Source organism: Methylobacterium currus, from assembly GCF_003058325.1.
In the GTDB taxonomy this organism is placed as follows: domain Bacteria; phylum Pseudomonadota; class Alphaproteobacteria; order Rhizobiales; family Beijerinckiaceae; genus Methylobacterium; species Methylobacterium currus.
On sequence record NZ_CP028843.1, the window covers coordinates 4,295,918 to 4,317,330 of the forward strand.

A 21,413-nucleotide genomic window follows, 5' to 3' on the forward strand; every position below is an offset into this window, starting at 1 on the left:
CTCAGGGAGAAACGGGCAGGCGGCGGCGGACGAGGGCGACGTGGTAGGCCACACCGAAGGGCAGGGCGGCATCGTCGAAATCGTAGGTCGGGTTGTGGAGCGGCGCCGAGGCCTCGCCGTTGCCGAGGAAGACGAAGCAGCCGGGCACATGGGCGAGGAAGCGGGCGAAATCCTCCGATCCGGTCATCGGCGCCCCCGCGACGGCGACGGCTTTCGCCCCGAGCGCGGCGGCGGCGGCGGCCAGGGCCTCTTCCGTGAGGGCCGGATCGTTCAGGAGGGGCACGAATTCGCGGGTATAGGCGACCTCGGCTGCGACGCCATAGGCCCGGGCGGTGCCCTCCGCGACCACACGCATCTGCCGCTCGATCTCGGTGCTGATATCGGGCCGGAAGCTGCGCGCGTCGCCGAGGATGCGCGCCTGCCCCGGCAGGGCGTTGCGGGTGCCGTCGGTGATCAGCTCCGTCACCGAGACGATCCCGATCTCCGTCGGATCGAGGCGGCGCGACACGATGGTCTGGAGGCTCATGACGGTGGCGCAGGCCGCGACCAGCACCTCGTTGGCCGCATGCGGCCGGGCGGCGTGACCGCCGACGCCCCGCAGGACGATCTCGAAATTGTCCTCCGCCGACATGATCGGGCCGGGACGCGTCTCGAGACGGCCGAGCCCGAGACCCGGCAGATTGTGGAGACCGTGGATCTCGTCGAAGGGGAACCGCTCCATCAGCCCGTCCTCGAGCATCGCAAGGGCGCCGCGGCCCCATTCCTCGGCGGGCTGGAACAGGAAGCGCACCGTGCCGTCGAAGCCGCCCTCCGTGGCGAGCTGCCGGGCGGCGGCGAGCAGCATCGCCGTGTGGCCGTCATGGCCGCAGGCATGCATGGTGCCTGGGTTGCGCGAGCGGTGGGGGTGCGCACCTTGCTCGAGGATGCGCAAGGCGTCCATGTCGGCGCGCAACGCGATCGACCGTTTGCCGCTGCCGCGCCGGAGCGTGCCGACGACGCCCGTCCCACCGATTCCCTCGACGACCTCGTCGAGGCCGAAGTCCCGCAGCTTTGCCGCCACGAAGGCGCTGGTGCGCCGCTCCTCGAAGCCGAATTCGGGATGGGCGTGCAGGTCGCGCCGCCAGGCGACCACATCATGCAAGAGGGGGGGCGAGTGGGCGGAATCGGTCGTCATCGCGGCTCCTCCGACGCATCCTCCGGCAGGGTGCCCTCTGTGACGAGGACGAGGAGACGACTGTCCCGATCGAGGTGGAACTCCGCCGCCCGGGCCGGATCGGCGAGGATCGCCAGGGCACCGGCGAGGCCCGCGGCGCCGGAGGGCGTCGTCGCGGGGCCGCCCGCCTCGGCGAGAACCTGCGGGGCATCCATCAGCTCGGCCTCGGTCACGGTCGCGACCCGGACGCCGTGGCGCCGCAAGACCGTGAGCGCCGGAGCGCTGGCCTCGCCGCAGGACAGCATCTCGGCGGCCGTGTGGAGGTCCCCCGGCACCCGGACCGGCCGGCCGGCGGCCAGCGCCGGGGCGAGACAGGCCGCCCGCTCGGGCTCCACCGCCACGACGAGGCCGGGGGGCTCGAGCCAGCCGGCCAGCCCCTCGGCCATCGCGGCGGCGAGGCCGCCGACGCCGGCCTGGACGAAGAGATGGGTCGGGCGCGATCGGGCCCCAGTCTGGTCGCGGATCTCCGCCGCCATCACGCCGTAGCCGGCCATGACGTCGCGCACGATGCCGTCCTCGGGATCGTCGGTGGTGTCGGCGACGAGCAGGCCGGCGCCCGCCCGGGCCGCCGCCGCCGCGGCCTCGACCGCGTCGTCGTAGGTGCCGGCGATCCGGACGATCTCGGCGCCCTCGTCGGCGATGCGCCGCGCCCGCGCCGGCGGCACGCCCGCATGCAGGAAGACCCGCGCCGGCGCGCCGGCGAACCGCGCCGCCGCGGCCACCGCCAGGCCGTGATTGCCGTCGCTGGCGCAGACCAGGGCCGGAAGGCCGGAAGGCCGGGCCGCCAGCAGCGCGGGCAGGTCCATCCCGGCGGCGCGGGCGAGCGCCGTCAGGCCCGCATAGGTGCCACCCAGCGACTTGAAGCTGCCGAGCATCCGGCGCCCCTCGTCCTTGGCGAGGACCTGCGCGACGCCGAGCCGCTGCGCCAGGGCCGGCAGCGCGAGGAGGGGCGTCGGCGCATAGGCCGGATCAAGATCGCGCAGGGCGGAGGCGATCGCCGCGGCGGGCAGGGGAGGGGCGGAGTTCGTCATGACCGGGAGGATGCCGGAACCGCACGACGATTGGCGCCGAAATCGTGCTAGCGTGCGGCGGTTTTCGCCATTCGCGAGCGATCCATGCCGGAAAGCGCCACCCTCGACCGGTTCGACCACGCCCTGCTCGCGGCGGTCCAGGCCGACAACCTGACGCCGGCGCGAATCCTGGCCGAGCGCGTCGGCCTGTCGGAGAGCGCGGTGCTGCGGCGCCTGCGGCGGCTCCGCCAGGACGGCGTCATCGTCGCCGACGTGGCATTGGTGCATCCGGCAATCCTCGGCACCCCGCTCTGCCTGCACGTGCTCGTCTCGCTGGAGCGCGAGACCTCCGACCGGCTCGACGCGTTCGTGCGCCGCCTGCGCGAGCGTCCGGAGGTCCGGGCGGCGTGGTACGTGACCGGCGAGGCCGATTTCGTGCTGGAGCTGCGCCTGCGGGACATGGCGGAGTACGAGGCCTTCACCCGGGCGGTGTTCCACGACGACCCGAACGTGCGCGCGTTCCGGACGCTGGTGGCGATGCGGCAGGTGATCGGGGTCTGACGATCGGGGCCTGACGATCGGGGTCTGACGATCGGGGCCTGACGATCGGGGTCTGACGATCGGGGTCCGACGGCCCGGGTGGCCGGATGGGCGCGGCGGATGCGGTTGCTGGTGCTCGGCGGCACGCAGTTCCTCGGACGGGCGATCGCCGCGTCCGCGACCGGGCTCGGCCACGCCGTGACCTGCGCCGCGCGCGGCCTCTCGGGATCGGCTCCGCCGGGCGCCCGCTTCGTCGCCATCGACCGCGACCGGCCGGACGGAGTGGCAGGGCTCGGGCGGGAGCGGTTCGACGCGGCCGTGGACGTGGCGCGCCGTCCCGATCAGGTCCGGCGGGCGCGGGCGGCGCTCGACGGGCACGTCGGACACTGAACCTCCGTGTCGACGACCAGCGTCTACGCCGACACCACGACGAGGGGACAGCGGACCGATACGGCGCCGCTCCTGGCACCTGCGGAAGACGGCCCCTATGGCGCCGCCACGGTCGCCTGCGAGCGGGCCTTCGGCCGCGACGCCCTGATCTGCCGCGCCGGGCTGATCGTCGGCCCGGGCGATCCGACCGGGCGGTTCTCGTACTGGATCGCGCGGCTCTCCCGGGGCGGCGAGGCGCTGGCGCCGGCCGAGCCCGGGGACCCGGTGCAGGTCATCGATGGGCGCGACCTCGCGGGCTGGATCGTCCGCGCGGCGAAAACCGGCCTCGTCGGGCGGTTCGACGCCGTCGGCCCTGACTGCACCCGCCGCGCCTTCCTCGATCGCTGCGCCGCCGCCCTCGGCGCACCATACACCGCGACCTGGGTCGATCCGGATGTCCTCGGCCGTCACGGCGTCGGTCGTGACCCCGGTCCGTTCTCCCTGCCGCTTCCGCTGCCGGACACGATCGGCGAGGCCTCCCGCGACGTCTCGGCGACGCTCGCGGCAGGGCTGACGGTGCGGCCGCTGGAGGCGACCGCCCGCGACACGCTGCGCGGGCTGGAGGCCGGCGGTGGCCCGGTCACCGGCCTGGCGATCGGCGAGGAAGCGGCGCTGCTGGCCGCCTGGCACGCGGAGCGGGGCTACCGCCCCTCCGGCCCGTAGGCCGCGAGAAACACCCGCACCGCCTCGGCGATCCAGTAGGTCGTCTCGGCCTCGGTCGGCGGGTCGCCGACGGAGAACAGCAGCCGGCGCATCGTGGTGGCGGCGCAGAGGTCGAAGAAGTGGCGGGCGGCGAGGTCGGAATCCATCGGGCGCAGGCGGCCGGCGTCGACCTGGGCGTCGAGATAGGCGCGCAAGCGCGCCCGGCCGAGCAGCGGTCCCGCCTCGTAGAAGGCCCGGCCGAAGCGCGGAAACTTCTCCGCCGCGCCGATCACCATCCGCACCGAGGCGATGTGGTCGGGCCGCACCATGGCCTCCATCAGGCTGGTGCCGAGGCGGCGCAGCACGGCGGCGACGTCGGGGTCGTCGTGGTCGAGCCGGCAGATGTTCTCGGCGAGCGTCCGCTTCTCCTCGATCGTCAGCGCCTCGAACAGGGCCTCCTTGCTCTCGAAATAGACGTAGAGCGTGCCCTTCGAGACGCCCGCCGCCTTGGCGATCGCCCCCATGCTGGCCCCGTCGAAGCCGCTGGCGAGAAAGACCTCGCGGGCCCCGTCCAGGATCTGGCGGCGCTTGTCGGTGTCGGCGGGCGGGGGGCTCAGGGAAGCGTCGCTCATCGTCGGGGCCATAGGGTCGAAGGCCAATGTGGGGAGTGCGGCGGCGGCGATCAATCGGGCTTGTGCATCGCACACAGGATCGATTGACCGAACGGTTCGGTCAACGTAGTATCCCGGCTGTTCGAGAGCCGTCAACCGATTCGGTCGATGGTGGCGGGGGGATCCCCGAGGACGGGTGACTGACGATGGCGTTCCGAGACGATTACGCGCAGGGCCGGCCCGCCGGTGAGGCGCCCCAGAAGGCAGGTCCTGCGAAGGGCGCCCCCATGGCCGAAGCCGCGCCGCCCGTCAGCGCCCCTCCGGCCGCTCCCTCCGCCAAGCGCAAGCGCCCCTTGCGCCGTCTGATCCTGGCTGCGCTCGTCCTCGGCGGCGGCGCCTACGGGGCTTACGCGGGCCATGAATGGTGGACGACCGGCCGCTTCTTCGTCTCGACCGACGATGCCTACGTCCAGGCCGACATCTCGACGCTCGCCGCCAAGGTTTCGGGCTATCTCGAGGCGGTGCCGGTGGTGAACGGTCAGGCGGTCAAGGCCGGGGACGTCATCGCGCGGATCGAAGACGGCGATTACCGCCTCGCCTTGAAGGCCGCCGAGGACAAGCTGGCGACCCAAGCCAGCACCATCGCGCGCATCGCCCGGCAGGCGGAGGCCGCCCGTGCCCAGGTGCTCCAGGGCCGGGCCCAGATCGACGCCGCCAAGGCCGATCAGGTCCGGGCCGCGGCCGACTACCAGCGTCAGCAGCAGCTGGCGCAGTCCGAGTTCGCCGCCAAGGCGCGGCTGGAGCAGTCGCGCGCCGACCGCGACCGCTCGGACGCCACCGTGAAGGGCGCCGAGGCCAACCTGATCGCCCTCCAGGCCAACGTCGCGGTGCTGGAGGCGCAGACGAAGGAGGCCGAGAACCTGGCCGCCGAATTGCGCACCGCGGTCGACCGGGCGAAGCGCGACCTGTCCTTCACGGTCCTGCGCGCGCCCTTCGACGGGGTGATCGGCAACAAGGCGACGGAGGCCGGGGCCTATGTGGCGCCGGGCTCGCGCATCGCCGCGCTGGTGCCGCTCCAGAGCGCCCGGGTCGACGCCAACTTCAAGGAGACCCAGCTCGGCCGGGTCCGGGTCGGCCAGCCGGTCCATATCCGGGTCGATGCCTGGCCCGACCGCGACATCGTCGGCACGGTCGAGAGCCTGTCGCCGGCCTCCGGCTCGGTGTTCAGCCTGCTGCCGCCGGACAACGCCACCGGCAACTTCACCAAGATCGTCCAGCGCCTCCCCGTCCGGGTGCGGGTGCCGGAGGCGGTCGCCCGCGAGGGCCTGCTGCGGCCGGGCCTCTCGGTGGTGGTGCGGGTCGACACCCGCGGCCTCGACGAGTCGCAGCCGCCGGCCCCGATCGAGCCGCACCAGGCGGTGTCGGAGAGGGCCGCCCCGGCGTCGGTGCGCACGGCGGGCCGTTGAGGCCGACGTGACTGCGGGCCCTCGGGCCGGCTCGCAACGATTACGCTGATCCATCCTGACAGGATCCGAGCGCGGGATTCCCTCTCCGATGTGGGGGAGGGGAGAGGCGCTTCAGCATCGTCGGGACGAGCCACGCAGACTCGTCCATCTCTCCCTGACGCAGGCACCGAAGACATGGCCGCGACCCCCGCGCCCGCCGACGCACCGATCGACCGCCGCCGCATGGTGGCGTTCGTCTGCATGGTGTTCGGGATGTTCATGGCGATCCTGGACATCCAGATCGTCTCGGCTTCCCTCGCCGAGATCCAGGCCGGCCTCTCGGCCTCGGCCGACGAGATCCCGTGGGTGCAGACGAGCTACCTCATCGCCGAGGTGATCTCGATCCCGCTCTCGGGCACCCTGTCGCGGGTGCTCTCGACCCGCTGGATGTTCGTGATCTCGGCCGGCGGCTTCACCCTGATGAGCTTGATGTGCGCCACCTCGTCGTCGATCGGCGAGATGATCGTCTGGCGCGCCGCCCAAGGCTTCATCGGTGGCGGCATGATCCCGACGGTGTTCGCCTCGGCCTTCACGATCTTCCCGGCCTCCAAGCGCAGCATCGTCTCGCCGATGATCGGCCTCGTGGCGACGCTCGCCCCCACCATCGGCCCGACGGTCGGCGGCTACCTCACCGACCTGTTCGACTGGCACTGGCTCTTTCTCGTCAACATCGTGCCGGGCATCTTCGTCACGATCTCAACCTACCTGCTGGTCGATTTCGACAAGCCGAACCTCGACCTGCTCAAGCGCTTCGACTGGACCGGCCTCGGCCTGATGGCGGCGTTCCTCGGCTGCCTCGAATACGTGCTGGAGGAGGGACCGACCCACGACTGGTTCCAGGAGGAGGCGATCTTCGCCGCCGCGATCGTGTGCGGCATCGCCTGCATCGGCTTCTTCTGGCGGGCCTTCACCGCCGAGCAGCCGATCGTCGACCTGCGCGCCTTCTCGGACCGCAACTTCGCCGGCGGCTGCCTGTTCAGCTTCGTCATGGGCATCGGCCTCTACGGCCTGACCTACCTCTATCCGGTCTATCTCGGCCGGGTGCGCGGCTACTCGGCCCTGCAGATCGGCGAGACGATGTTCGTCTCCGGCCTGTGCATGTTCGCCACCGCTCCCATCGCCGGGCGCCTCTCGGCCAAGGTCGATCCGCGGATCATGATGGCGATCGGCTTCACGGGCTTCGCCGCCGGCACCTGGATCGTGACCGGCATCACCAAGGACTGGGATTTCTACGAGCTCCTGCTGCCGCAGGTTCTGCGCGGCTGCTCGCTGATGCTGTGCATGATCCCGATCAACAACATCGCGCTCGGCACCCTGCCGCCGGCCCGGATGAAGAACGCCTCGGGCCTCTACAACCTCACCCGCAACCTCGGCGGCGCGGTGGGCCTGGCGCTGATCAACACGGCGTTGAACGACCGCTGGGACCTGCATCTCGCGCGCCTGCACGAGCGCTTCACCTGGACCAACCCGATGGTGCTGGAGCGCCTCGACAGCATGGCCAAGGGCTTCTCGGGGCTTGCCGGCAACCCGGACGCCATGGCTCTGAAGGCGATGATGAACACCGTGCGCGTGCAGGGGCTGCTGATGAGCTTCTCCGACGTGTTCCTGATCCTGACGGTGCTGTTCGTCCTGATGGCCTGCGCCACGCCGATGATCCGCCGGCCGCGCCCGGGCGGGGCGGGAGCCGACGCGCATTGAGGAGCCTCGCGCGCTCCCAGGCTGCGGGGCAGAGGCTCGCACCCGCCACACAGAAAAGCGCCTCCCTCCGGATGGAGAGAGACGCCAAGTCTGCGACACGTCTCGGGAGGAGATGCGGACGCCATCCGGGTCGATGGACGCGGCGGACGGCATCACGCGTGTCGTCGAGAACAATACACGCGGTCGCCGACATCTCCAAGACCCTGCGTCATCGACGTTGGTCCAAGGACATCTCGGGTACGAACCGATCGCTTGCGGTAAAAAGAGCGGTCCCGGGCACCGGGCCAGTCCCGCCCCGCCCGGGACGCATGCCGCCCCGCGCGAAGCCCTTCCCGGGCATGGCCTTCCCGGGCTAGATGTCGGCCTCCCGCCCGCCCGCGCCGCCCGGACGACGTGACGACGCCCGTTCCCTCCACGACCCCGCCCGCCACCGGCCGCCTCCGCTTCGAGGCGGTGTCGAAGCGCTTCGGCGACCATCTCGCCGTCGACGGCGTCGACCTCGATCTCGCGCCCGGCGCGGTGTTCTGCCTGCTCGGGCCCTCCGGCTGCGGCAAATCCACGCTCCTGCGCATGACCGCCGGATTCGAGGAGCCGAGCACCGGACGCATCCTGCTCGACGGGCAGGACCTCGCCGGGGTGCCGCCGCATCGCCGGCCAATCAACATGATGTTCCAGTCCTACGCCCTGTTTCCGCACCGGGACGTGGCGGGGAACGTCGCCTACGGGCTGGAGCGGGAAGGCTTGGCCAAATCCGAGGTCGCCGCCCGTGTCGCCAAGATGCTGCGCCTGGTGCAGCTCGACCATTTGAGCGCACGCCGGCCCGACCAGCTCTCCGGCGGCCAGCGCCAGCGGGTGGCGCTGGCCCGGGCGCTCGCCAAACGGCCCCGGGTGCTGCTCCTCGACGAGCCGCTCGGCGCCCTCGACCGCGCGTTGCGGGAGGAGACGCAAGCCGAGCTGCGGGCGCTGCAACGCCGGCTCGGCACCACCTTCGTGGTCGTCACCCACGACCCCGCCGAGGCGATGGTGCTCGCCGACCGCATCGGCGTGATGGCGGCGGGCCGGCTGGTCCAGGTCGGACCGGCCGCCGCGCTCTACGAGCGCCCGGCCACCCGCTACGTCGCCGGGCTGCTCGGCGACGTGAACCTGATCGAGGGCCGGCTCGCAGAGGGCGGGGCTGGGACCCTGCGCGGGCTCGACACGCCGCTCGGGATGCTCCGGGCCTTCGACCATCACGGCGCCGGGCCTACGGGCGCCCCGGGCCTGCTCGCCCTGCGCCCGGAGTGCCTTCGGCTTGCCGGAGAAGGCGGGACCGAGGGATTGGCCGGCACGCTCCTCGACGCGACCTATCTCGGGGAAAAAATCCTCTACCGGGTCGGCCTCGCCGACGGGCAGGTGCTGCGGGCCTCGGGGCCTCCCGGCGCCGGACCGGCCGTCGGCGCCCCGGTGCACCTCGCCTTCGCGCCGGAGGCTGCCTCGCTGCTGCCGGCGGATCCCGCATGAGGGCGCCCCTGCGCGAGTCCCTGCGGCGCTTGCGTCTGCCGGCTTTCCCGCTCCTCTGGCTCCTCGCCTTCTTCGGTCTGCCGTTCCTCGTCGTCGTCAAGATCAGCCTGTCGGACCCGGCGACGGCCCTGCCGCCCTATACCCCGGTGCTCGACTGGGATGCGGGGCTCGCCGGCTGGGCCGACGTGCTCGCCGCCCTCGACTTCGAGAATTACCGCACGCTGACCGCCGACCCGCTCTACCTCGAGGCGGGCCTGACCTCGCTCACCGTGGCTTTGTCCGCGACCGCGCTGCTGATCCTCGTCGGGTACCCGATCGCCTACGCCATGGCGCGGGCGCCGAAGGCCTGGCAGCCGCTCCTCGTCGCCCTGATGGTGATCCCGTTCTGGACGAGCTTCCTGATCCGGGTCTACGCCTGGATCGCGATCCTCAAGGGCGACGGGCTCATCAACCAGGCGCTCCTGGCGCTCGGGCTGATTGCCAAGCCCATCGAGATCCTCAACACCCCGGCGGCGGTGATGATCGGGGTGGTCTATGCCTACCTGCCGTTCATGGTGCTGCCGCTTTACGCGGTGCTGGAGCGCCTCGACCGCGGGTTGATCGAGGCCGCCCGCGACCTCGGGGCGAGCCGGCTGTCCGCGTTCCGCACCGTGACCCTGCCCCTGTCGCTGCCCGGCCTCGTTGCCGGCGCCCTTCTGTGCTTCATCCCGATCACCGGCGAGTTCATCATCCCGGACCTGCTCGGCGGGCCCGACACCCTGATGCTCGGGCGGGTGCTCTGGAGCGAGTTCTTCTCCAACCGCGACTGGCCGCTCGCCTCGGCGGTGGCGGTGGTGCTGCTCGTCATCGTGGCGGGTCCGGTGGTGCTCTTCCGCGAGGCCGAGTCCCGCCGCCTGGAGCGCCCGTGAGATGAGCCGCGCCCACCCGCTCGCCTGGGCCGCGCTCGGCCTCGGGATGGCCTTCCTGTACGGGCCGATCCTGCTGCTGGTCGTCTACTCGTTCAACGCGTCGCGCCTCGTCACGGTCTGGGCCGGATTCTCGACCCGCTGGTATGCCGGCCTCCTCGACAACGGGCCGCTGGTCGAGTCCGCCCTCGTCACCCTCAAGGTGGCGCTCGCCTCGGCGGGCCTCGCGACTGTGCTCGGCACACTGGCGGCTCTGGCGCTGGACGGACGCCGGCGCTTCCCCGGCCGGCCGCTCCTCACCGGGCTCGTCTACGCCCCGATGGTGATGCCGGAGGTGATCACCGGCCTGTCGCTGCTGCTGCTCTTCGTCGGCCTCGGGATTCCCCGCGGCTTCTGGACCATCGTGATCGCTCACGCGACCTTCACGCTCTGCTTCGTCGCTGTCGTGGTGCAGGCGCGCCTGCGCCATCTCGACCGCTCGCTCCTCGAAGCCGCCGCCGACCTGGGGGCGGCGCCCGTCACGGTGTTTCGCACCGTGACCCTGCCGCTGATCGCGCCGGCCGTCATCGCCGGCTTCCTCCTCGCCTTCACCCTGTCGATGGACGACCTCGTGATCGCGAGCTTCGTCTCGGGGCCCGGCGCCACCACCCTGCCGATGCGCCTCTACAGCCAGGTCCGCCTCGGCGTGACCCCGGAGATCAACGCGATCTCGACCCTGCTGATCGGGGCGGTGAGCCTGACGGTGCTGGGGGCCTCGGTGCTGACGGGGCGGCGGGGACGCTGAGCAGACGTGCGCTGGCAAGCCAGCGCACGTCTGCTTGACCCTTGTTTTGTCGCAGATTTTTGTCGCAACATCGGCAATCGCTTTTGCGACATCTGCTTAGCCGATCACGATACGGAGCGGGACGGGTTCGTTCATATCGCGGCAATCGTGACTGGGATGCGGGCGATGAGGGCTTCGGCGGTCGGCGCCTCGGCGCTCATGTCTCCCACGTCGCTCCTGTGCACGTACCAGACGTTCGCCTCGGGATCGTGGGCGATCCGGATGGCGGGTGGAGGCATGGCGCGACCCTGGAATGGCGAGACGATCGTTGCGGAGGGTGATGCGATCTTCAGCGGCGCAAATCGGCATCCGACCCTGATCGCATCGTGGCAGCGGGTATGTTGAACGAGGCCACAGCACGGTCCAATCTCCTGTCTGAACACGAATCGGGACGACGCGCATGAAGGTCTCCGTGACGGAAGCAGAAGGACAACTGGCCGACCTCGTGCGACGCGCAGAAACCGGGGACGAGGTGATTCTCACACGCCAGGGCCGGGCCGCCGTACGGCTGGTGCCGGTCACGGCACCACAATCCGTGGCGGAGCGGGAGCGGATCATCTTGGCGCTACGGGAAGCCGGCCGCGCCAAGGCGACGCCAGGTCCATCGGCCGCCCGCAGCCAGGATTTCCTCTACGACGATGAGGGTCTGCCACGGTGATCGTGGTAGATGCCTCCGCGCTGATGGCCATTGCTCAGGACGAAGCGCAGGCCGCAGCCTGCACGGCCGTGCTCGTCGCCGAACCGCACATCCTCATCTCGGCCGGCACGTCGGCCGAAGCCATGATCGTCTCAGGGCGGCGGAACGTTGCCGAGGGCGTGAGGGCCCTGGTCGATGATCTCGCGTTCGAGATCTTCCCCGTCACGGCGGCCGTGGCGTATGATTGCGCGGCCGCGTACGCGACGTGGGGCAAGGGCGTGCATCCGGCCGGCCTGAACCTGGGCGACTGCTTCGCCGACATGTTGGCTACGGCACGCGGATGCCCCTTGCTGTTCGTCGGCGACGATTTCGCCCACACCGATGTGACGAATGCGCTGAGCACGGCTCAAAAACGGCCCCGATCCTGCAAAGCCCCTCCGGACGGCCTGATCGCCGCCCACCGGAACCCGGAGCTTCGCGCATGGATGTCGGCGTGTTCATCCCGATCGGCAACAACGGCTGGCTGATCTCGGAGGCGGCCCCGCAATACAAGCCGAGCTTCGCCCTCAACAAGGCGATCGTGCAGAAGGCTGAAGGCTACGGGCTCGATTTCGCCCTCTCGATGATCAAGCTGCACGGCTTCGGCGGCAAGACCGAGTTCTGGGACTACAACCTCGAATCCTTCACGCTGATGGCCGGCCTCGCGGCGGTGACGGAGCGGATCACGCTCTTCGCCTCGACCGCGGTGCTGACCCTGCCGCCGGCCCTCGTCGCCCGGATGGCGACCACGATCGATTCCATCGCCCCCGGCCGCTTCGGGGTGAACATCGTCTCCGGCTGGCAGAAGGCTGAGTATTCGCAGATGGGCCTGTGGCCCGGCGACGACTATTTCGGTTACCGCTACGACTACTCCACCGAGTACGTCCGGGTGATGAAGGAGCTGTGGCAGACCGGTCATTCGGACTTCCAGGGCGAGCATTTCCGGATGGAGGGATGCATGATGAAGCCCGCGCCCTCCGGCCCGATCCCGATCGTCGCCGCCGGCCAGAGCGGGCGCGGCATGGACTTCGCGGCCGAGTACGCCGACTACAACTTCGTCCTGGGCACCGGCCTCAACACGCCGAAAGCCTGCGCGCCGACCTGCGCCCGGCTGATCGAGGCCACCGCCAGGACCGGGCGCGACGTCGGCTCCTATGTGCTGATGATGGTGATCGCCGACGAGACCGACGCGGCGGCGGAGGCGCGCTGGATGGAGTACCGCCAGGGGGCCGACGTGGCGGCTTTGGCCTGGATGCTCGACCAGAGCAGCCAGGACAAGAACGCGTCCGCCGATTCGACCGCGACCTGGATGAACCTCCCCGAGGGCGCGGTGAACTTCAACATGGGCACGCTGGTCGGCTCCTACGCCAAGGTGGCGCGGATGCTCGACGAGGCGGCGTCAGTGCCGGGGGTGAAGGGCATCATGCTGACTTTCGACGATTTTCTCGCCGGCCTCGACGCCTTCGGCACGCGGATCCAGCCGCTGATGGCCTGCCGGCAGGATCGACGGGGGATCGCCGCGTGACGGTCTCCGACGCGCTCATCGCCCGCACCATCCTGGCCGGCACGGTGGCCGACGCCGCCCCGGCCCGGGACCTGCCCTCCGCTTGGGAGCGGGACGCGCCCGAGCCGGCCCATGCCGAGCAGCGCCTGCGGGAGGCCGCGGGACCGACCGGGGAGGCGGCGCCCGTCACGCCGCCCCTGCCGCCCGTCGAGGGCGGCCCGCTCCAGGCCCTCGGGATCGGCGCGCTCCAGGCCGCCTACGCGGCGGGGGCGACCGACCCGGTGGCGCTCGTCGCAGCGTTGCAGGAGCGCATCGCCCGCCACCCGTCCGGCCGCGACGCGGTCCTGGCTCCGGTGCCGGGCGCGGCAGGAGCGGCGGAGGAGAGCGCCCGGCGGATCAGGGCCGGGCAGGCCCGCCCCCTCGAAGGCATCCCCTTCGGCATCAAGGACATCATCGACTGCGCCGGCGCCCCCGTGACCTGCGGCTCGCGCCTCACCGGCGCGCGGGTGGCGCAAGGCGACGCGACCGTGGTGGCGCGGCTCAGGGCCGCCGGCGCGATCCCGCTGGCGATGCTCGCCACCACCGAATTCGCCTGCGGCTCGGCCCACAACCCGCGCTACGGCGCGGTCGCCAACCCATGGAACCGGACGCGCTGGACCGGGGGCTCCTCCACCGGCTCTGGCGCGGCGCTCGCCGCCCGGCTGCTGCCGCTCGCGCTCGGCACCGATACCGGCGGCTCGATCCGGGCGCCTGCGGCCTGGTGCGGCATCGCCGGCCTCAAGCCGACCCGCGGTCTGGTGCCGCGCACCGGCGTCGCGCCCCTGTCCTGGACCCTCGACCATGTCGGCCCGATGGCCCGCTCGGCCGAGGACCTCGCCCGGGTGATGCCCTGGATCGCCGGCCCCGATGGCGCCGACCCGCACGCCGCGGGCCGCTACGACGCCGCCCGGGCGCGAGGGCTGTCGGGCCTCAAGGTCGGCGTGCCGGACGGCTGGTTCACGGCGATGCAGGACGATGCCGTGCTCGCCGGCTGGCAGGCGATGCTGCGGGAGCTGGAGCGACAGGGCGCGCGCCTCGTGCCGGTCGATCTCGGACCGGTCGCGACCGCCCACCAGGACGGCTACACGATCGTGATGGCGGAACTGGCCTCGCTCCAGGAGCCCGACCTCGACCGCGCGGCGGCGCTCGATCCCGGCACCCGCGCCCGGATGGAGCAGGGCCGGCTCTTTTCCGCCACGGACTACCTGCGCTCCTTACGCCGCCGGCCCGTCGTGCTGGCGCAGGTCCTCGATGCCCTGAGCGATGTCGACGTGCTGGTGACCCCGGGCCTCGGGGCTGAGGCGGCGTCGCTCGATACCCTGACGGTCGAGGTCGACGGCGAGTCCCATCCGCTCCAGGCGGTGCTGCCGCGCAACACGATGCTGTTCGACTATATCGGCCTGCCGGCCCTGATGCTGCCGACCGGATTCGGCCGGGCCGGCCTGCCGGTCGCCGCGCAGGTCGTCGGCAAGCCCTATGACGATGCCCTGTGCCTGGGCGTCGGGGCGGCGTTCCAGCGGGAGACGGGACATCACCTCGCGGCGCCGCCGGAGGAACGGTGACCGCTCACCCTCCGAGAGTCCGTTCCGCCGCCGCGACGAGCCAGGCCGCCATCGCGGGGGCGACCTCGTCGGCCTGATCGCTCCAGCGCGCCACCTGGATCTTGGAGCAGGGCCGCATCTCGGCCCGCCGCACCAGACGGGTCAGTCTGCGCCGGCGAAGCGCGTCGGCGACGAGGAGCGATCGGGCGAGGACGATGCCATTGCCGTCCTGTGCCGCGTGCAGGGCACCGCCGATGTCGCGAAATCGCATCGCGGGCGGGCGTCGTCCGTCATCGCCGAGCCATGACGACCAGGACCATTCGTTGCCGATGCCGTCGGCGGCGTACCCCTTCGCGAGCCGCGGAAGCCGGCGCCAGTCGCCGTCGAGGCTGGAGCGACGGAGCACGGGGGCGGCGACCGGGAAGACGCTCTCGGCCGGGAACGGCACCTCGCTCCGGCTGCCGCCCTGCGCCTCGCGCGGGATCCAGTGCAGCGCCAGGTCGGTCTCGCCCTGTGCGGCGCCAAGCCTGCTGTCCCACGTCGTCACCTCGATCGTGAGCGCCGGAAAGGCCGCGGCCAGGTCCGGGAGGCGCGGCGAGAGCCACCACGCGAGCAGAGCGCCGCTGACGCCGATCCGGAAGGGCCGCGAAGCCCGCTCGCCCGACACCGTCTCCCGCAATCCCGCCAGCGTCGCGAGCAGCGGGGCGATCTCCCGCGCGAGGCGTTCGCCCGCCCCTGTCGGCCGCAGGCCCGGATTCAGCCGTTCCAGCAACGGGACGCCGAAATTCTCCTCCAGCCCGCGCAGGCGATGGCTGACGGCGCTCTGGGTGAGGCCGAGTTCGGCGGCGGCCTGCGTCACGCTGCCATGCCGCAGCACGGCATCGAACGCCACGAGACCGGGGAAGGGGGGCAATCGGCGCATCGGTATTGTCCGGGCCCATGAAACGGGTTCATGCGGACGGTTGCAACTCTCATTTGCTTCGATGCCGCAGTCTCGCGCTGATCGCGCTCATGAGCATCGACGACAATCTCCCTGTCATCTGGGATCGACGCGCGCGCCTCACCGCTTGCGTGCTCGGCCTTGGGGCCTTCCTGACGCAATTCGACGTGACGGCCCTGGTCGTCGTCATGCCGGAAATCGGCCGCGACCTCGCCATCGGGCGACCGGGCCTCGCCTGGGTCATCGACGCCTACAGCCTCGCCTTCACGGCCGCCCTGCTGGCCGCGGGGGCCCTGGCGGACCGCTACGGCCGGCGCCGGTCGCTGCTGCTCGGCAACGCGCTGTTCGCCGCCGCCTCGCTTGCCTGCGCCCTCGCCTGGACTGCGCCCGCCCTGTGGGTGGCCCGCGCCGGGCAGGGCCTCGGAGCGGCCCTCCTGATCACCGGTGCCCTCGCGTCGATCGCGGCGGCCTTCCCTGAGGCCGCGCTGCGCGCGCGCGCCTACGCCCTCATCGGGATCCTGTCTGGCATCGCGATGGCGCTCGGGCCGACCCTCGGCGGCCTGCTCGCCTCCTGGCTCGGATGGCGCGCGATTTTCCTCGCGAATGTTCTGCCTGGTGCGCTGATCGCGCTCGCCGTGCCGCGCCTCGTCGGCGAGGGTCGGGCGGGAATGAGGCTTCCGGTCGATTGGCCTGGACTGGTCCTCCTGACCTTTGCACTGGGCCTCGCGATCGAGAGCTGTCTCCAGATCCGGACCCCGGTCCGCTGCGTCGTCAGCCTGGCCGTCAGTCTCTCCCTCGCTCTGATCTTCGCATCCAGGCAGCGCAGACGCGACCATCCACTGATCGATCCGGCCCTTGTGTCGGATCGTCGTGTCAAAGCCGTCGTCGTCCTCCTGCTCGCCGTCTCGGCAGGCTATTGGGCCGTTCTGGTCTACCTGCCGGTCTTCCTCATGTCGGCCTGCGGGCTCGGCGCTCAGGCGGCCGGCGTCGCGTTGCTCGCCGCGACGCTGCCCATGCTGGTGCTGCCCCTGGTGGGCGGTCGCATGATTCGGAATTTCGGCTGGCGGCGCTCGTTCGGCATCGCGCTCGCGCTGATCGTCATCGGGAACGCGGTCCTGACGGGAGCGGCCGTTGCCGGCCCCTCGGCCTTCGCCGGCTCCCTCGCCGGCATGGCGGCCTTCGCCGGCTCCCTCGCCGGCATGGCGGCCGTCGGCGCGGGGGCGGCCCTCGCGCATCCCCAGCTGTCCGGGGCCATCGTCGCCCTCGCGCCGTCCGAGACCGCGGGCATGGCCTCGGCCGTCACGATGGTGGCGCGTCAGGGCGGGTTCGCGCTCGGCGTGGCGGTGCTCGGCGTGCTGGCGCCGACGACCCCGAGCGGCGCAGGATTCGCGGCCGTTTTCGGCTTCGCCGCCGTCACCGGATTGATCGGGCTCGGCGCCTGCCGCCTACTCCCGGACTACGCGGTGCGGCAGCGATGAAGCCCCATGCGAAGCGGGCGCGCCCGGCTCACCTGCGGCGCGTCAATACTCCCACTCCGCCCCCACCCCCACGGCCGTGCGCCCATCCGCCCCGGCCTCGCCCTGCACCTTGATCCGCCCGGTCACGTCGTAGGTGATGGTCGCGGCGCTGTCCTCCGGTCGTGCCCCGGCGCGCACGCCGACATTGACGCGCTCGCCGAGCGCCCGCGACAGGCCGACCGCCGCGCCGCCCTTCGATCCGGCCTGGATGTCGAGGCTGTCGAGGCCGAGGCCCTTGCGGGCGCTCTCGAACACGTCGGGACCGCCGGCGCCGCCGGAGAGCTGCGCCACTCCTTGCGCCAGTTGCAGCGCCTGGAACGGGGAGAGGCCGCCCGAGGCCTTCTTGAACAAGAGGCGCGACAGCACCTCGTCCTGCGGCAGCGGCGGCTCGGAGGTCAGGGCGAAGTCGGGCTGGTTCGCCGGGCCGGTGACGGCGATCTTGGCGGTCACGTCGCCGGCCTGGGACTGGGCCAGGAAGTCGAGGTCGGGCGCCGTCAGGTCGCCCGCGAAGGTCAGGCGGCCGCGGGCAAAATCGAGGCGCTGGCCGACGATCTGGATCCGGCCGCGGCGCATCGCGAAGGCGCCGTTCGCCACCGGCGCCGCCGAGGTGCCGGTGAGGCGCAAGTTGCCCCCGAGTTCGGCGTCGATGCCGCGGCCGCGCACGGTGATGCGGCCGGGGGCATTCACCGCGATGTCGAGGGTCGCGAGGAAGGGCGGGGTCTTCGCCCCGCGCCGCGACGCGGCCTCGCGCTTCGCCCGGGCCGCGAGGCGGGCGCGGGTCTGCGGCGGCGCGTTGACATGGCGGATGCCCGGCAGCGGCTGCACCGTGGCGGGCAGGCGGTCGGGCACCGAGACGTCGAGGGAGACGACGTCGACCTGGCCGGTGATCCGCGGGGTGCGGGCGAGCGGCCCGGTGAGCGACAGGTTGAGGCCGGAGATCAGCGTCATCAGCGGGCTCGAGACCAGCTCGGCCCGGTCGGCCCGGATGGTCAGGTTGCCCGGGAAACCCGCTGCCGGCTCGACGGCGACGCGCCCTTGAGCCTGCACGGTGCCGCCGTTGCGGGTGGCGGCGGTCAGGCGCTCGATCACGATCGTGTCGCCGCGGCCGACGATTCGTCCCTGGACGTCGGTGAGGCGCACGCCCTGGAGCGGGTCGGTGAAGCTACCGCCGGTGAGAACCGCCGAGCCGTCGACCTTCGGCGCCTGGAGGGTGCCGGTCACGCCGGCATCGAGGGCGACCCGGCCGGTGAGGCGCTGGCCGCCCGCCGCCAGCAGCGTGTTGGCGAGCGCCGCGTCGAGGGTGCCGCGGGTGCGGACCGACAGGGCGCCGCCGGCCTCCACGGGCAGCGAACCGGAAAGAGCGAGCTGCAAGCCGCGGCCGGCCGTCACCGTCCCGTCGAGGCCGGCGCGGCCGTCCTCGATCCGGCCCGAAGCCTTGGCGTCGATCGGCGGCAGGCCGGCGGAGCGGGTCTCGGGCGTCACGAGCCGCGACAGGCTCAGGGAATAGCGCCCCTCCGGACTGGCCGCCGGACCGGCGAGCAGAGCCTCGGCGTCGAGGGTGCCGGAGAGGGCCAGGCTCGGCGAGGCGATGCGGGCCATCGCCAGCGGCACGCCCTTCAGGCCGAGCCGCAGGTCGAGGCGCTGACCGATCGTGCCGTCGACGCTGGCGCGGCCGGAGCCGGCGGCAATGGCGAGACCTGCGATCGTGACGCCCTCGTCCCGGAACGTGATCGTCGCCGGACCGGCGAGCGCCAGCCGGTCGGCCCCGCGCACCGCGCTGAGGCGGGTGAGGTCGAGGCGCGGGCGATCGGCCGGGATCAGCCGGGCGGCGCCGTCGAGGGCGAAGCCCCGGGCCCGGGCCTGGAGCACGAGGTCGCTGCCGTCGGGCGCCGGCTTGGCGTCGAGGCGGATCGCCTCGATCGTCTCGGCACCGGCGACCAGCCGGTCGGCATTGAGCCGGCCGGAGACCCGGGGGCTTGTCCAGAGGTCGGTGCCGGAGAGATCCGCATCGAGGCGCGAGAGCGCCACGCCGGCGCCGCGCACGCCCTCGCCGGTCGCCCGCACCCTTGCATCCTGCCGGCCGCCGGCGCGGGACAGGGTGATCGCGGCGTCGAGGCGGCCCTGGAGACGGGTGAGCGCCAGGGTCGAGAGATCGTCGAGGTCGCCGGCCTTCAGGGTCACCTCGCCCTCGCCGAGGCGCGAGCCTGGATCGACTGCCGCGCGACCCGTGAGGGTGACCGATCCGAGCGTCAGGCTGAGGCGGTCGAGCAGCCAGTCGGCGTCGCGGCGGGCGAGGTGGAGGTCGCCGGCGAGCGGCTTGCCGTCGACCCGGCCGGACAGGGCCAGGGTTCCGTCGAGGGCGCCGGTGGCGTCGGTGATCGTCGCCCGGGCGGCGAGGTCGCGGACCGGGCGGCCCATCGCCCGGGCCTCCGGGGCCGCCAGGGCGAGGGCGAGGTCGGGGCGCTCCAGCGAGCCGGTGAGGCGGGCATCCAGCGCGGCCCGGCCGGCGAGCTCGGAATCGAGGGTGGCGAGGTCGGCGAGGTCGACCCGGCCGGTCATGTCGGCCTTGGTCTCGGTGGCGCGGCCGTCGATCGTGGCCGTCACGGCGTGCCCGGTCAGGCGCGCGGCCTGGACGGCGTAGCCGTCGGGCAGGCGGGTCAGGCGTCCGGAGAAGCGCGGATCGCGGCCGAGCGTCCGGTCGAGGGCCGGGGTACCGAGGACGAGCTTTTCGGTGCTCGCCTCGACGTCGGCGGTGACGCCGGCCCGGCCGGGATCGCCGGAGAGGAGCGCCTTGACGGCGACGCGGCCGCCGAGCGGCCGGCCGGCGGCGAGGGAGAAGGCCGCGAGGTCGGGCAGCTCCGCCTGGAGCGTCCCCGCCACCACGTCGCGGCCGATCCGGCCGGCATAGCGGGCATGGGCGGTCGGCGCCTCGATGGTCACCGCGTCGAGATCGGCGACGCCGTTCGGGTCGATCCGGCCGGCGAGGCGGAAAGACGCCTGAGGGCCGATCGCGCGGCGCAAGGCGGGGTCGGCGAGATGGAGACCCTCCACATGCGCCTCGGCGGCGAGGCGGAAGGATTGGCCCTCGGAGGCGCGCGGCAGCGGCTCGGCGACGAGGTCGGCGCTCGCCCGGCCGAGCCGGCTGCCCGCGGCGGACAGGCCGGCGGCCCGCAAGGTGCCCCGCACGGCAGGCGCGTCGAGGGGCCCCTTGACGCTCGCATCGACATTGAAGGATTCGAGGGTCGCTTCGCCCGCCTTGGTGACGCTGCCCTCGGTCGGGAGCGCCCGGGCCTGGAGGGTCAGGTCGGCGTTGCGCGCCGCGTCGACCCCGCCGTTGAGCGCCACCCGCGCTGTGCGGGAGGTGAGCTCGAACCGGTCGACCTGCACCGCGCCGGCGTCGGCGAAGCGCAGCGCCCCGTCGAGACGGGTGGTGCCGGAGAAGATGGCCGCGAGGGGACCGGGCATCAGGCCCTCGACCCGCGAGGCGAGGTCGAGCACCATCCGCCGCTCCGTCCCGACCCGGTCGATGCGGGCCTTGCCGTCGGCGCCGATGCCCTCGCCGGCCTTGAAGGCGAGGGCGGCATTCCAGGCATCGAGCGTGCCGCGCCCATCGAGGTCGAGGCTGACCGGCGGCAGGCCCGGCAGGTTCATGAGCCGCGCCGCCAGGCCGCCGGCCGGCTCGTCATGGGCGAGCTTCACCTCGAGGCGAGCGGTGTCCGGCACGTAGGCGAGCTTCAGGGTGACGGTCCCCGGCTTGTCGAGGCGGCGCAGGCCGAAGCCGAGATCGAGGCCCTCGCGCGGGTCGCCGAGGGTGGCCTGGCCGGCCCCGCCGATCCGGGCGGCCTCGCCGAGAACCGGCTCGCCGAGGACGAGGTCGTTCAGCGCGAAGGCCTTGACCACCACCTTGACCGGCAGGTCGGGCAGCAGGGCCTCCTTGTCCTGCGAGGGCGGGGTCGCGGAGGGCAGGGGGCGGCGCAGGACCTCCAGGCGCCCGATCTCCAGCCGGTCGATCTCCAGGCGCCGGGAGAGCAGCGCCGTGCGCCGCCAGATCAGCCGCGCCGTGTCGAGGCGCAGCCAGACGCCGTTGCGGTCGGCGATGGCGACGTCGCGGATCGTGGCGTCAGAGGAGAGCGCCCCGTCGACGGCGCCGATCGAGACCCGAGAGGTCGGGGTCGAGAGGGCGCGGGACAGGAGGTCGCCGAGGATCGTGGTCTCGCCCTCGGCCGCCTCGCCGGTGGCGGCATGGCCGAGCCAGGCGAGGCCCAGGAGGGCGACGGCGAAGGCGGCGGTGAGGAGGCGCGAGGCCCGCATCTGCATCAT

The 21,413-nt window shown here is 72.6% G+C and carries 18 protein-coding genes and 1 pseudogene; 13 read left to right on the top strand and 6 right to left on the bottom strand.

Annotated features, from left to right (window positions below; translation table 11 throughout):
- Nucleotide 1: 1 nt before the first annotated feature.
- Complete coding sequence (locus DA075_RS19975; RefSeq protein WP_099954700.1) at nucleotides 2-1,174, bottom strand: amidohydrolase; 1,173 nt, start codon at nucleotides 1,172-1,174, stop codon at nucleotides 2-4.
- Nucleotides 1,171-2,244 (bottom strand): pyridoxal-phosphate dependent enzyme, encoded by a 1,074-nt coding sequence (locus DA075_RS19980; RefSeq protein WP_099954701.1) that lies wholly within the window; start codon nucleotides 2,242-2,244, stop codon nucleotides 1,171-1,173. Before DA075_RS19980 ends, DA075_RS19975 begins: the two co-directional genes overlap by 4 nt.
- Before the next feature lie 84 nt (nucleotides 2,245-2,328).
- Between DA075_RS19980 and DA075_RS19985 the strand changes: the two genes are divergently transcribed.
- The 3 genes from DA075_RS19985 to DA075_RS19990 all read left to right on the top strand — a co-directional run bounded on the left by DA075_RS19985 (nucleotide 2,329) and on the right by DA075_RS19990 (nucleotide 3,855).
- The gene (locus DA075_RS19985; RefSeq protein WP_099954702.1) at nucleotides 2,329-2,784 is read left to right on the top strand and encodes an Lrp/AsnC family transcriptional regulator; all 456 of its coding nucleotides are present in this window, start codon (nucleotides 2,329-2,331) and stop codon (nucleotides 2,782-2,784) included.
- 99 nt (nucleotides 2,785-2,883) lie between these two features.
- On the top strand, nucleotides 2,884-3,153 hold the full coding sequence (locus DA075_RS37615; RefSeq protein ID WP_244936232.1) for a Rossmann-fold NAD(P)-binding domain-containing protein: 270 nt from the start codon (nucleotides 2,884-2,886) through the stop codon (nucleotides 3,151-3,153).
- A gap of 6 nt (nucleotides 3,154-3,159) precedes the next feature.
- Complete coding sequence (locus DA075_RS19990) at nucleotides 3,160-3,855, top strand: Rossmann-fold NAD(P)-binding domain-containing protein (protein WP_244936234.1); 696 nt, start codon at nucleotides 3,160-3,162, stop codon at nucleotides 3,853-3,855.
- Here the strand turns inward: DA075_RS19990 and DA075_RS19995 are convergent.
- A complete protein-coding gene (locus tag DA075_RS19995) occupies nucleotides 3,834-4,466 on the bottom strand; it encodes a TetR/AcrR family transcriptional regulator (protein WP_244936236.1) in 633 nt (210 codons plus the stop codon). The genes DA075_RS19990 and DA075_RS19995 overlap by 22 nt on opposite strands.
- Before the next feature lie 266 nt (nucleotides 4,467-4,732).
- On the opposite strand from DA075_RS19995, the gene DA075_RS20000 reads away from it, so the two are divergent.
- The 5 genes from DA075_RS20000 (at nucleotide 4,733) to DA075_RS20020 (ending at nucleotide 10,837) form a co-directional block, all read left to right on the top strand.
- Nucleotides 4,733-5,911 carry an HlyD family secretion protein gene (locus tag DA075_RS20000; RefSeq protein WP_420813063.1) on the top strand — a complete coding sequence of 393 codons (1,179 nt, stop codon included), beginning with the start codon at nucleotides 4,733-4,735 and terminating at the stop codon, nucleotides 5,909-5,911.
- Nucleotides 5,912-6,085: 174 nt separating this feature from the next.
- Nucleotides 6,086-7,648, top strand: coding sequence for a DHA2 family efflux MFS transporter permease subunit (locus tag DA075_RS20005; RefSeq protein ID WP_099954705.1), 1,563 nt, complete (start codon nucleotides 6,086-6,088; stop codon nucleotides 7,646-7,648).
- A 393-nt stretch (nucleotides 7,649-8,041) separates the two neighbouring features.
- A complete protein-coding gene (locus DA075_RS20010; RefSeq protein ID WP_099954706.1) occupies nucleotides 8,042-9,148 on the top strand; it encodes an ABC transporter ATP-binding protein in 1,107 nt (368 codons plus the stop codon).
- Nucleotides 9,145-10,056, top strand: a complete 912-nt coding sequence (locus DA075_RS20015; protein WP_099954707.1) for an ABC transporter permease — start codon at nucleotides 9,145-9,147, stop codon at nucleotides 10,054-10,056. The genes DA075_RS20010 and DA075_RS20015 overlap by 4 nt, the downstream gene beginning before the upstream one ends.
- A gap of 1 nt (nucleotide 10,057) precedes the next feature.
- Nucleotides 10,058-10,837, top strand: coding sequence for an ABC transporter permease (locus DA075_RS20020; protein ID WP_099954708.1), 780 nt, complete (start codon nucleotides 10,058-10,060; stop codon nucleotides 10,835-10,837).
- A 131-nt stretch (nucleotides 10,838-10,968) separates the two neighbouring features.
- Here DA075_RS20020 and DA075_RS38590 read toward each other — a convergent pair whose 3' ends face one another.
- Complete coding sequence (locus DA075_RS38590) at nucleotides 10,969-11,115, bottom strand: DUF1902 domain-containing protein (RefSeq protein ID WP_099954709.1); 147 nt, start codon at nucleotides 11,113-11,115, stop codon at nucleotides 10,969-10,971.
- Between the two features lie 161 nt (nucleotides 11,116-11,276).
- Here DA075_RS38590 and DA075_RS20030 point away from each other — a divergent pair, with 161 nt between their 5' ends.
- The 4 genes and pseudogenes from DA075_RS20030 to DA075_RS20045 all read left to right on the top strand — a co-directional run bounded on the left by DA075_RS20030 (nucleotide 11,277) and on the right by DA075_RS20045 (nucleotide 14,657).
- The gene (locus tag DA075_RS20030) at nucleotides 11,277-11,534 is read left to right on the top strand and encodes a type II toxin-antitoxin system Phd/YefM family antitoxin (protein ID WP_099954710.1); all 258 of its coding nucleotides are present in this window, start codon (nucleotides 11,277-11,279) and stop codon (nucleotides 11,532-11,534) included.
- Nucleotides 11,531-11,911 (top strand): annotated as a pseudogene (locus tag DA075_RS20035) (type II toxin-antitoxin system VapC family toxin); the annotation flags it as partial. The gene DA075_RS20030 and the pseudogene DA075_RS20035, both read left to right, overlap by 4 nt.
- 83 nt (nucleotides 11,912-11,994) lie before the next feature.
- Nucleotides 11,995-13,077, top strand: coding sequence for a pyrimidine utilization protein A (rutA, locus tag DA075_RS20040; RefSeq protein WP_099954712.1), 1,083 nt, complete (start codon nucleotides 11,995-11,997; stop codon nucleotides 13,075-13,077).
- A complete protein-coding gene (locus DA075_RS20045; RefSeq protein ID WP_164712415.1) occupies nucleotides 13,074-14,657 on the top strand; it encodes an amidase in 1,584 nt (527 codons plus the stop codon). The genes rutA and DA075_RS20045 overlap by 4 nt, the downstream gene beginning before the upstream one ends.
- Nucleotides 14,658-14,661: 4 nt before the next feature.
- On the opposite strand, the gene DA075_RS20050 is transcribed toward DA075_RS20045, so the two are convergent.
- The gene (locus DA075_RS20050; protein ID WP_099954713.1) at nucleotides 14,662-15,558 is read right to left on the bottom strand and encodes a LysR family transcriptional regulator; all 897 of its coding nucleotides are present in this window, start codon (nucleotides 15,556-15,558) and stop codon (nucleotides 14,662-14,664) included.
- Nucleotides 15,559-15,647: 89 nt separating this feature from the next.
- Here DA075_RS20050 and DA075_RS20055 point away from each other — a divergent pair, with 89 nt between their 5' ends.
- Nucleotides 15,648-17,054 carry an MFS transporter gene (locus tag DA075_RS20055; RefSeq protein ID WP_164712417.1) on the top strand — a complete coding sequence of 469 codons (1,407 nt, stop codon included), beginning with the start codon at nucleotides 15,648-15,650 and terminating at the stop codon, nucleotides 17,052-17,054.
- A gap of 42 nt (nucleotides 17,055-17,096) precedes the next feature.
- On the opposite strand, the gene DA075_RS20060 is transcribed toward DA075_RS20055, so the two are convergent.
- Nucleotides 17,097-21,404: a translocation/assembly module TamB domain-containing protein gene (locus tag DA075_RS20060; RefSeq protein ID WP_244936241.1), complete on the bottom strand. Its 4,308-nt coding sequence runs from the start codon at nucleotides 21,402-21,404 to the stop codon at nucleotides 17,097-17,099.
- Nucleotides 21,405-21,413: the final 9 nt, after the last annotated feature.

Coding starts and splice junctions, on each gene's coding strand:
- DA075_RS19975 (WP_099954700.1), bottom strand. CDS start 1,174: ATGACGACCGATTCCGCCCACTCGCCCCCCCTCTTGCATGATGTGGTC.
- DA075_RS19980 (WP_099954701.1), bottom strand. CDS start 2,244: ATGACGAACTCCGCCCCTCCCCTGCCCGCCGCGGCGATCGCCTCCGCC.
- DA075_RS19985 (WP_099954702.1), top strand. CDS start 2,329: ATGCCGGAAAGCGCCACCCTCGACCGGTTCGACCACGCCCTGCTCGCG.
- DA075_RS37615 (WP_244936232.1), top strand. CDS start 2,884: ATGCGGTTGCTGGTGCTCGGCGGCACGCAGTTCCTCGGACGGGCGATC.
- DA075_RS19995 (WP_244936236.1), bottom strand. CDS start 4,466: ATGAGCGACGCTTCCCTGAGCCCCCCGCCCGCCGACACCGACAAGCGC.
- DA075_RS20000 (WP_420813063.1), top strand. CDS start 4,733: ATGGCCGAAGCCGCGCCGCCCGTCAGCGCCCCTCCGGCCGCTCCCTCC.
- DA075_RS20005 (WP_099954705.1), top strand. CDS start 6,086: ATGGCCGCGACCCCCGCGCCCGCCGACGCACCGATCGACCGCCGCCGC.
- DA075_RS20015 (WP_099954707.1), top strand. CDS start 9,145: ATGAGGGCGCCCCTGCGCGAGTCCCTGCGGCGCTTGCGTCTGCCGGCT.
- DA075_RS20020 (WP_099954708.1), top strand. CDS start 10,058: ATGAGCCGCGCCCACCCGCTCGCCTGGGCCGCGCTCGGCCTCGGGATG.
- DA075_RS38590 (WP_099954709.1), bottom strand. CDS start 11,115: ATGCCTCCACCCGCCATCCGGATCGCCCACGATCCCGAGGCGAACGTC.
- DA075_RS20030 (WP_099954710.1), top strand. CDS start 11,277: ATGAAGGTCTCCGTGACGGAAGCAGAAGGACAACTGGCCGACCTCGTG.
- rutA (WP_099954712.1), top strand. CDS start 11,995: ATGGATGTCGGCGTGTTCATCCCGATCGGCAACAACGGCTGGCTGATC.
- DA075_RS20050 (WP_099954713.1), bottom strand. CDS start 15,558: ATGCGCCGATTGCCCCCCTTCCCCGGTCTCGTGGCGTTCGATGCCGTG.
- DA075_RS20055 (WP_164712417.1), top strand. CDS start 15,648: ATGAGCATCGACGACAATCTCCCTGTCATCTGGGATCGACGCGCGCGC.
- DA075_RS20060 (WP_244936241.1), bottom strand. CDS start 21,404: ATGCGGGCCTCGCGCCTCCTCACCGCCGCCTTCGCCGTCGCCCTCCTG.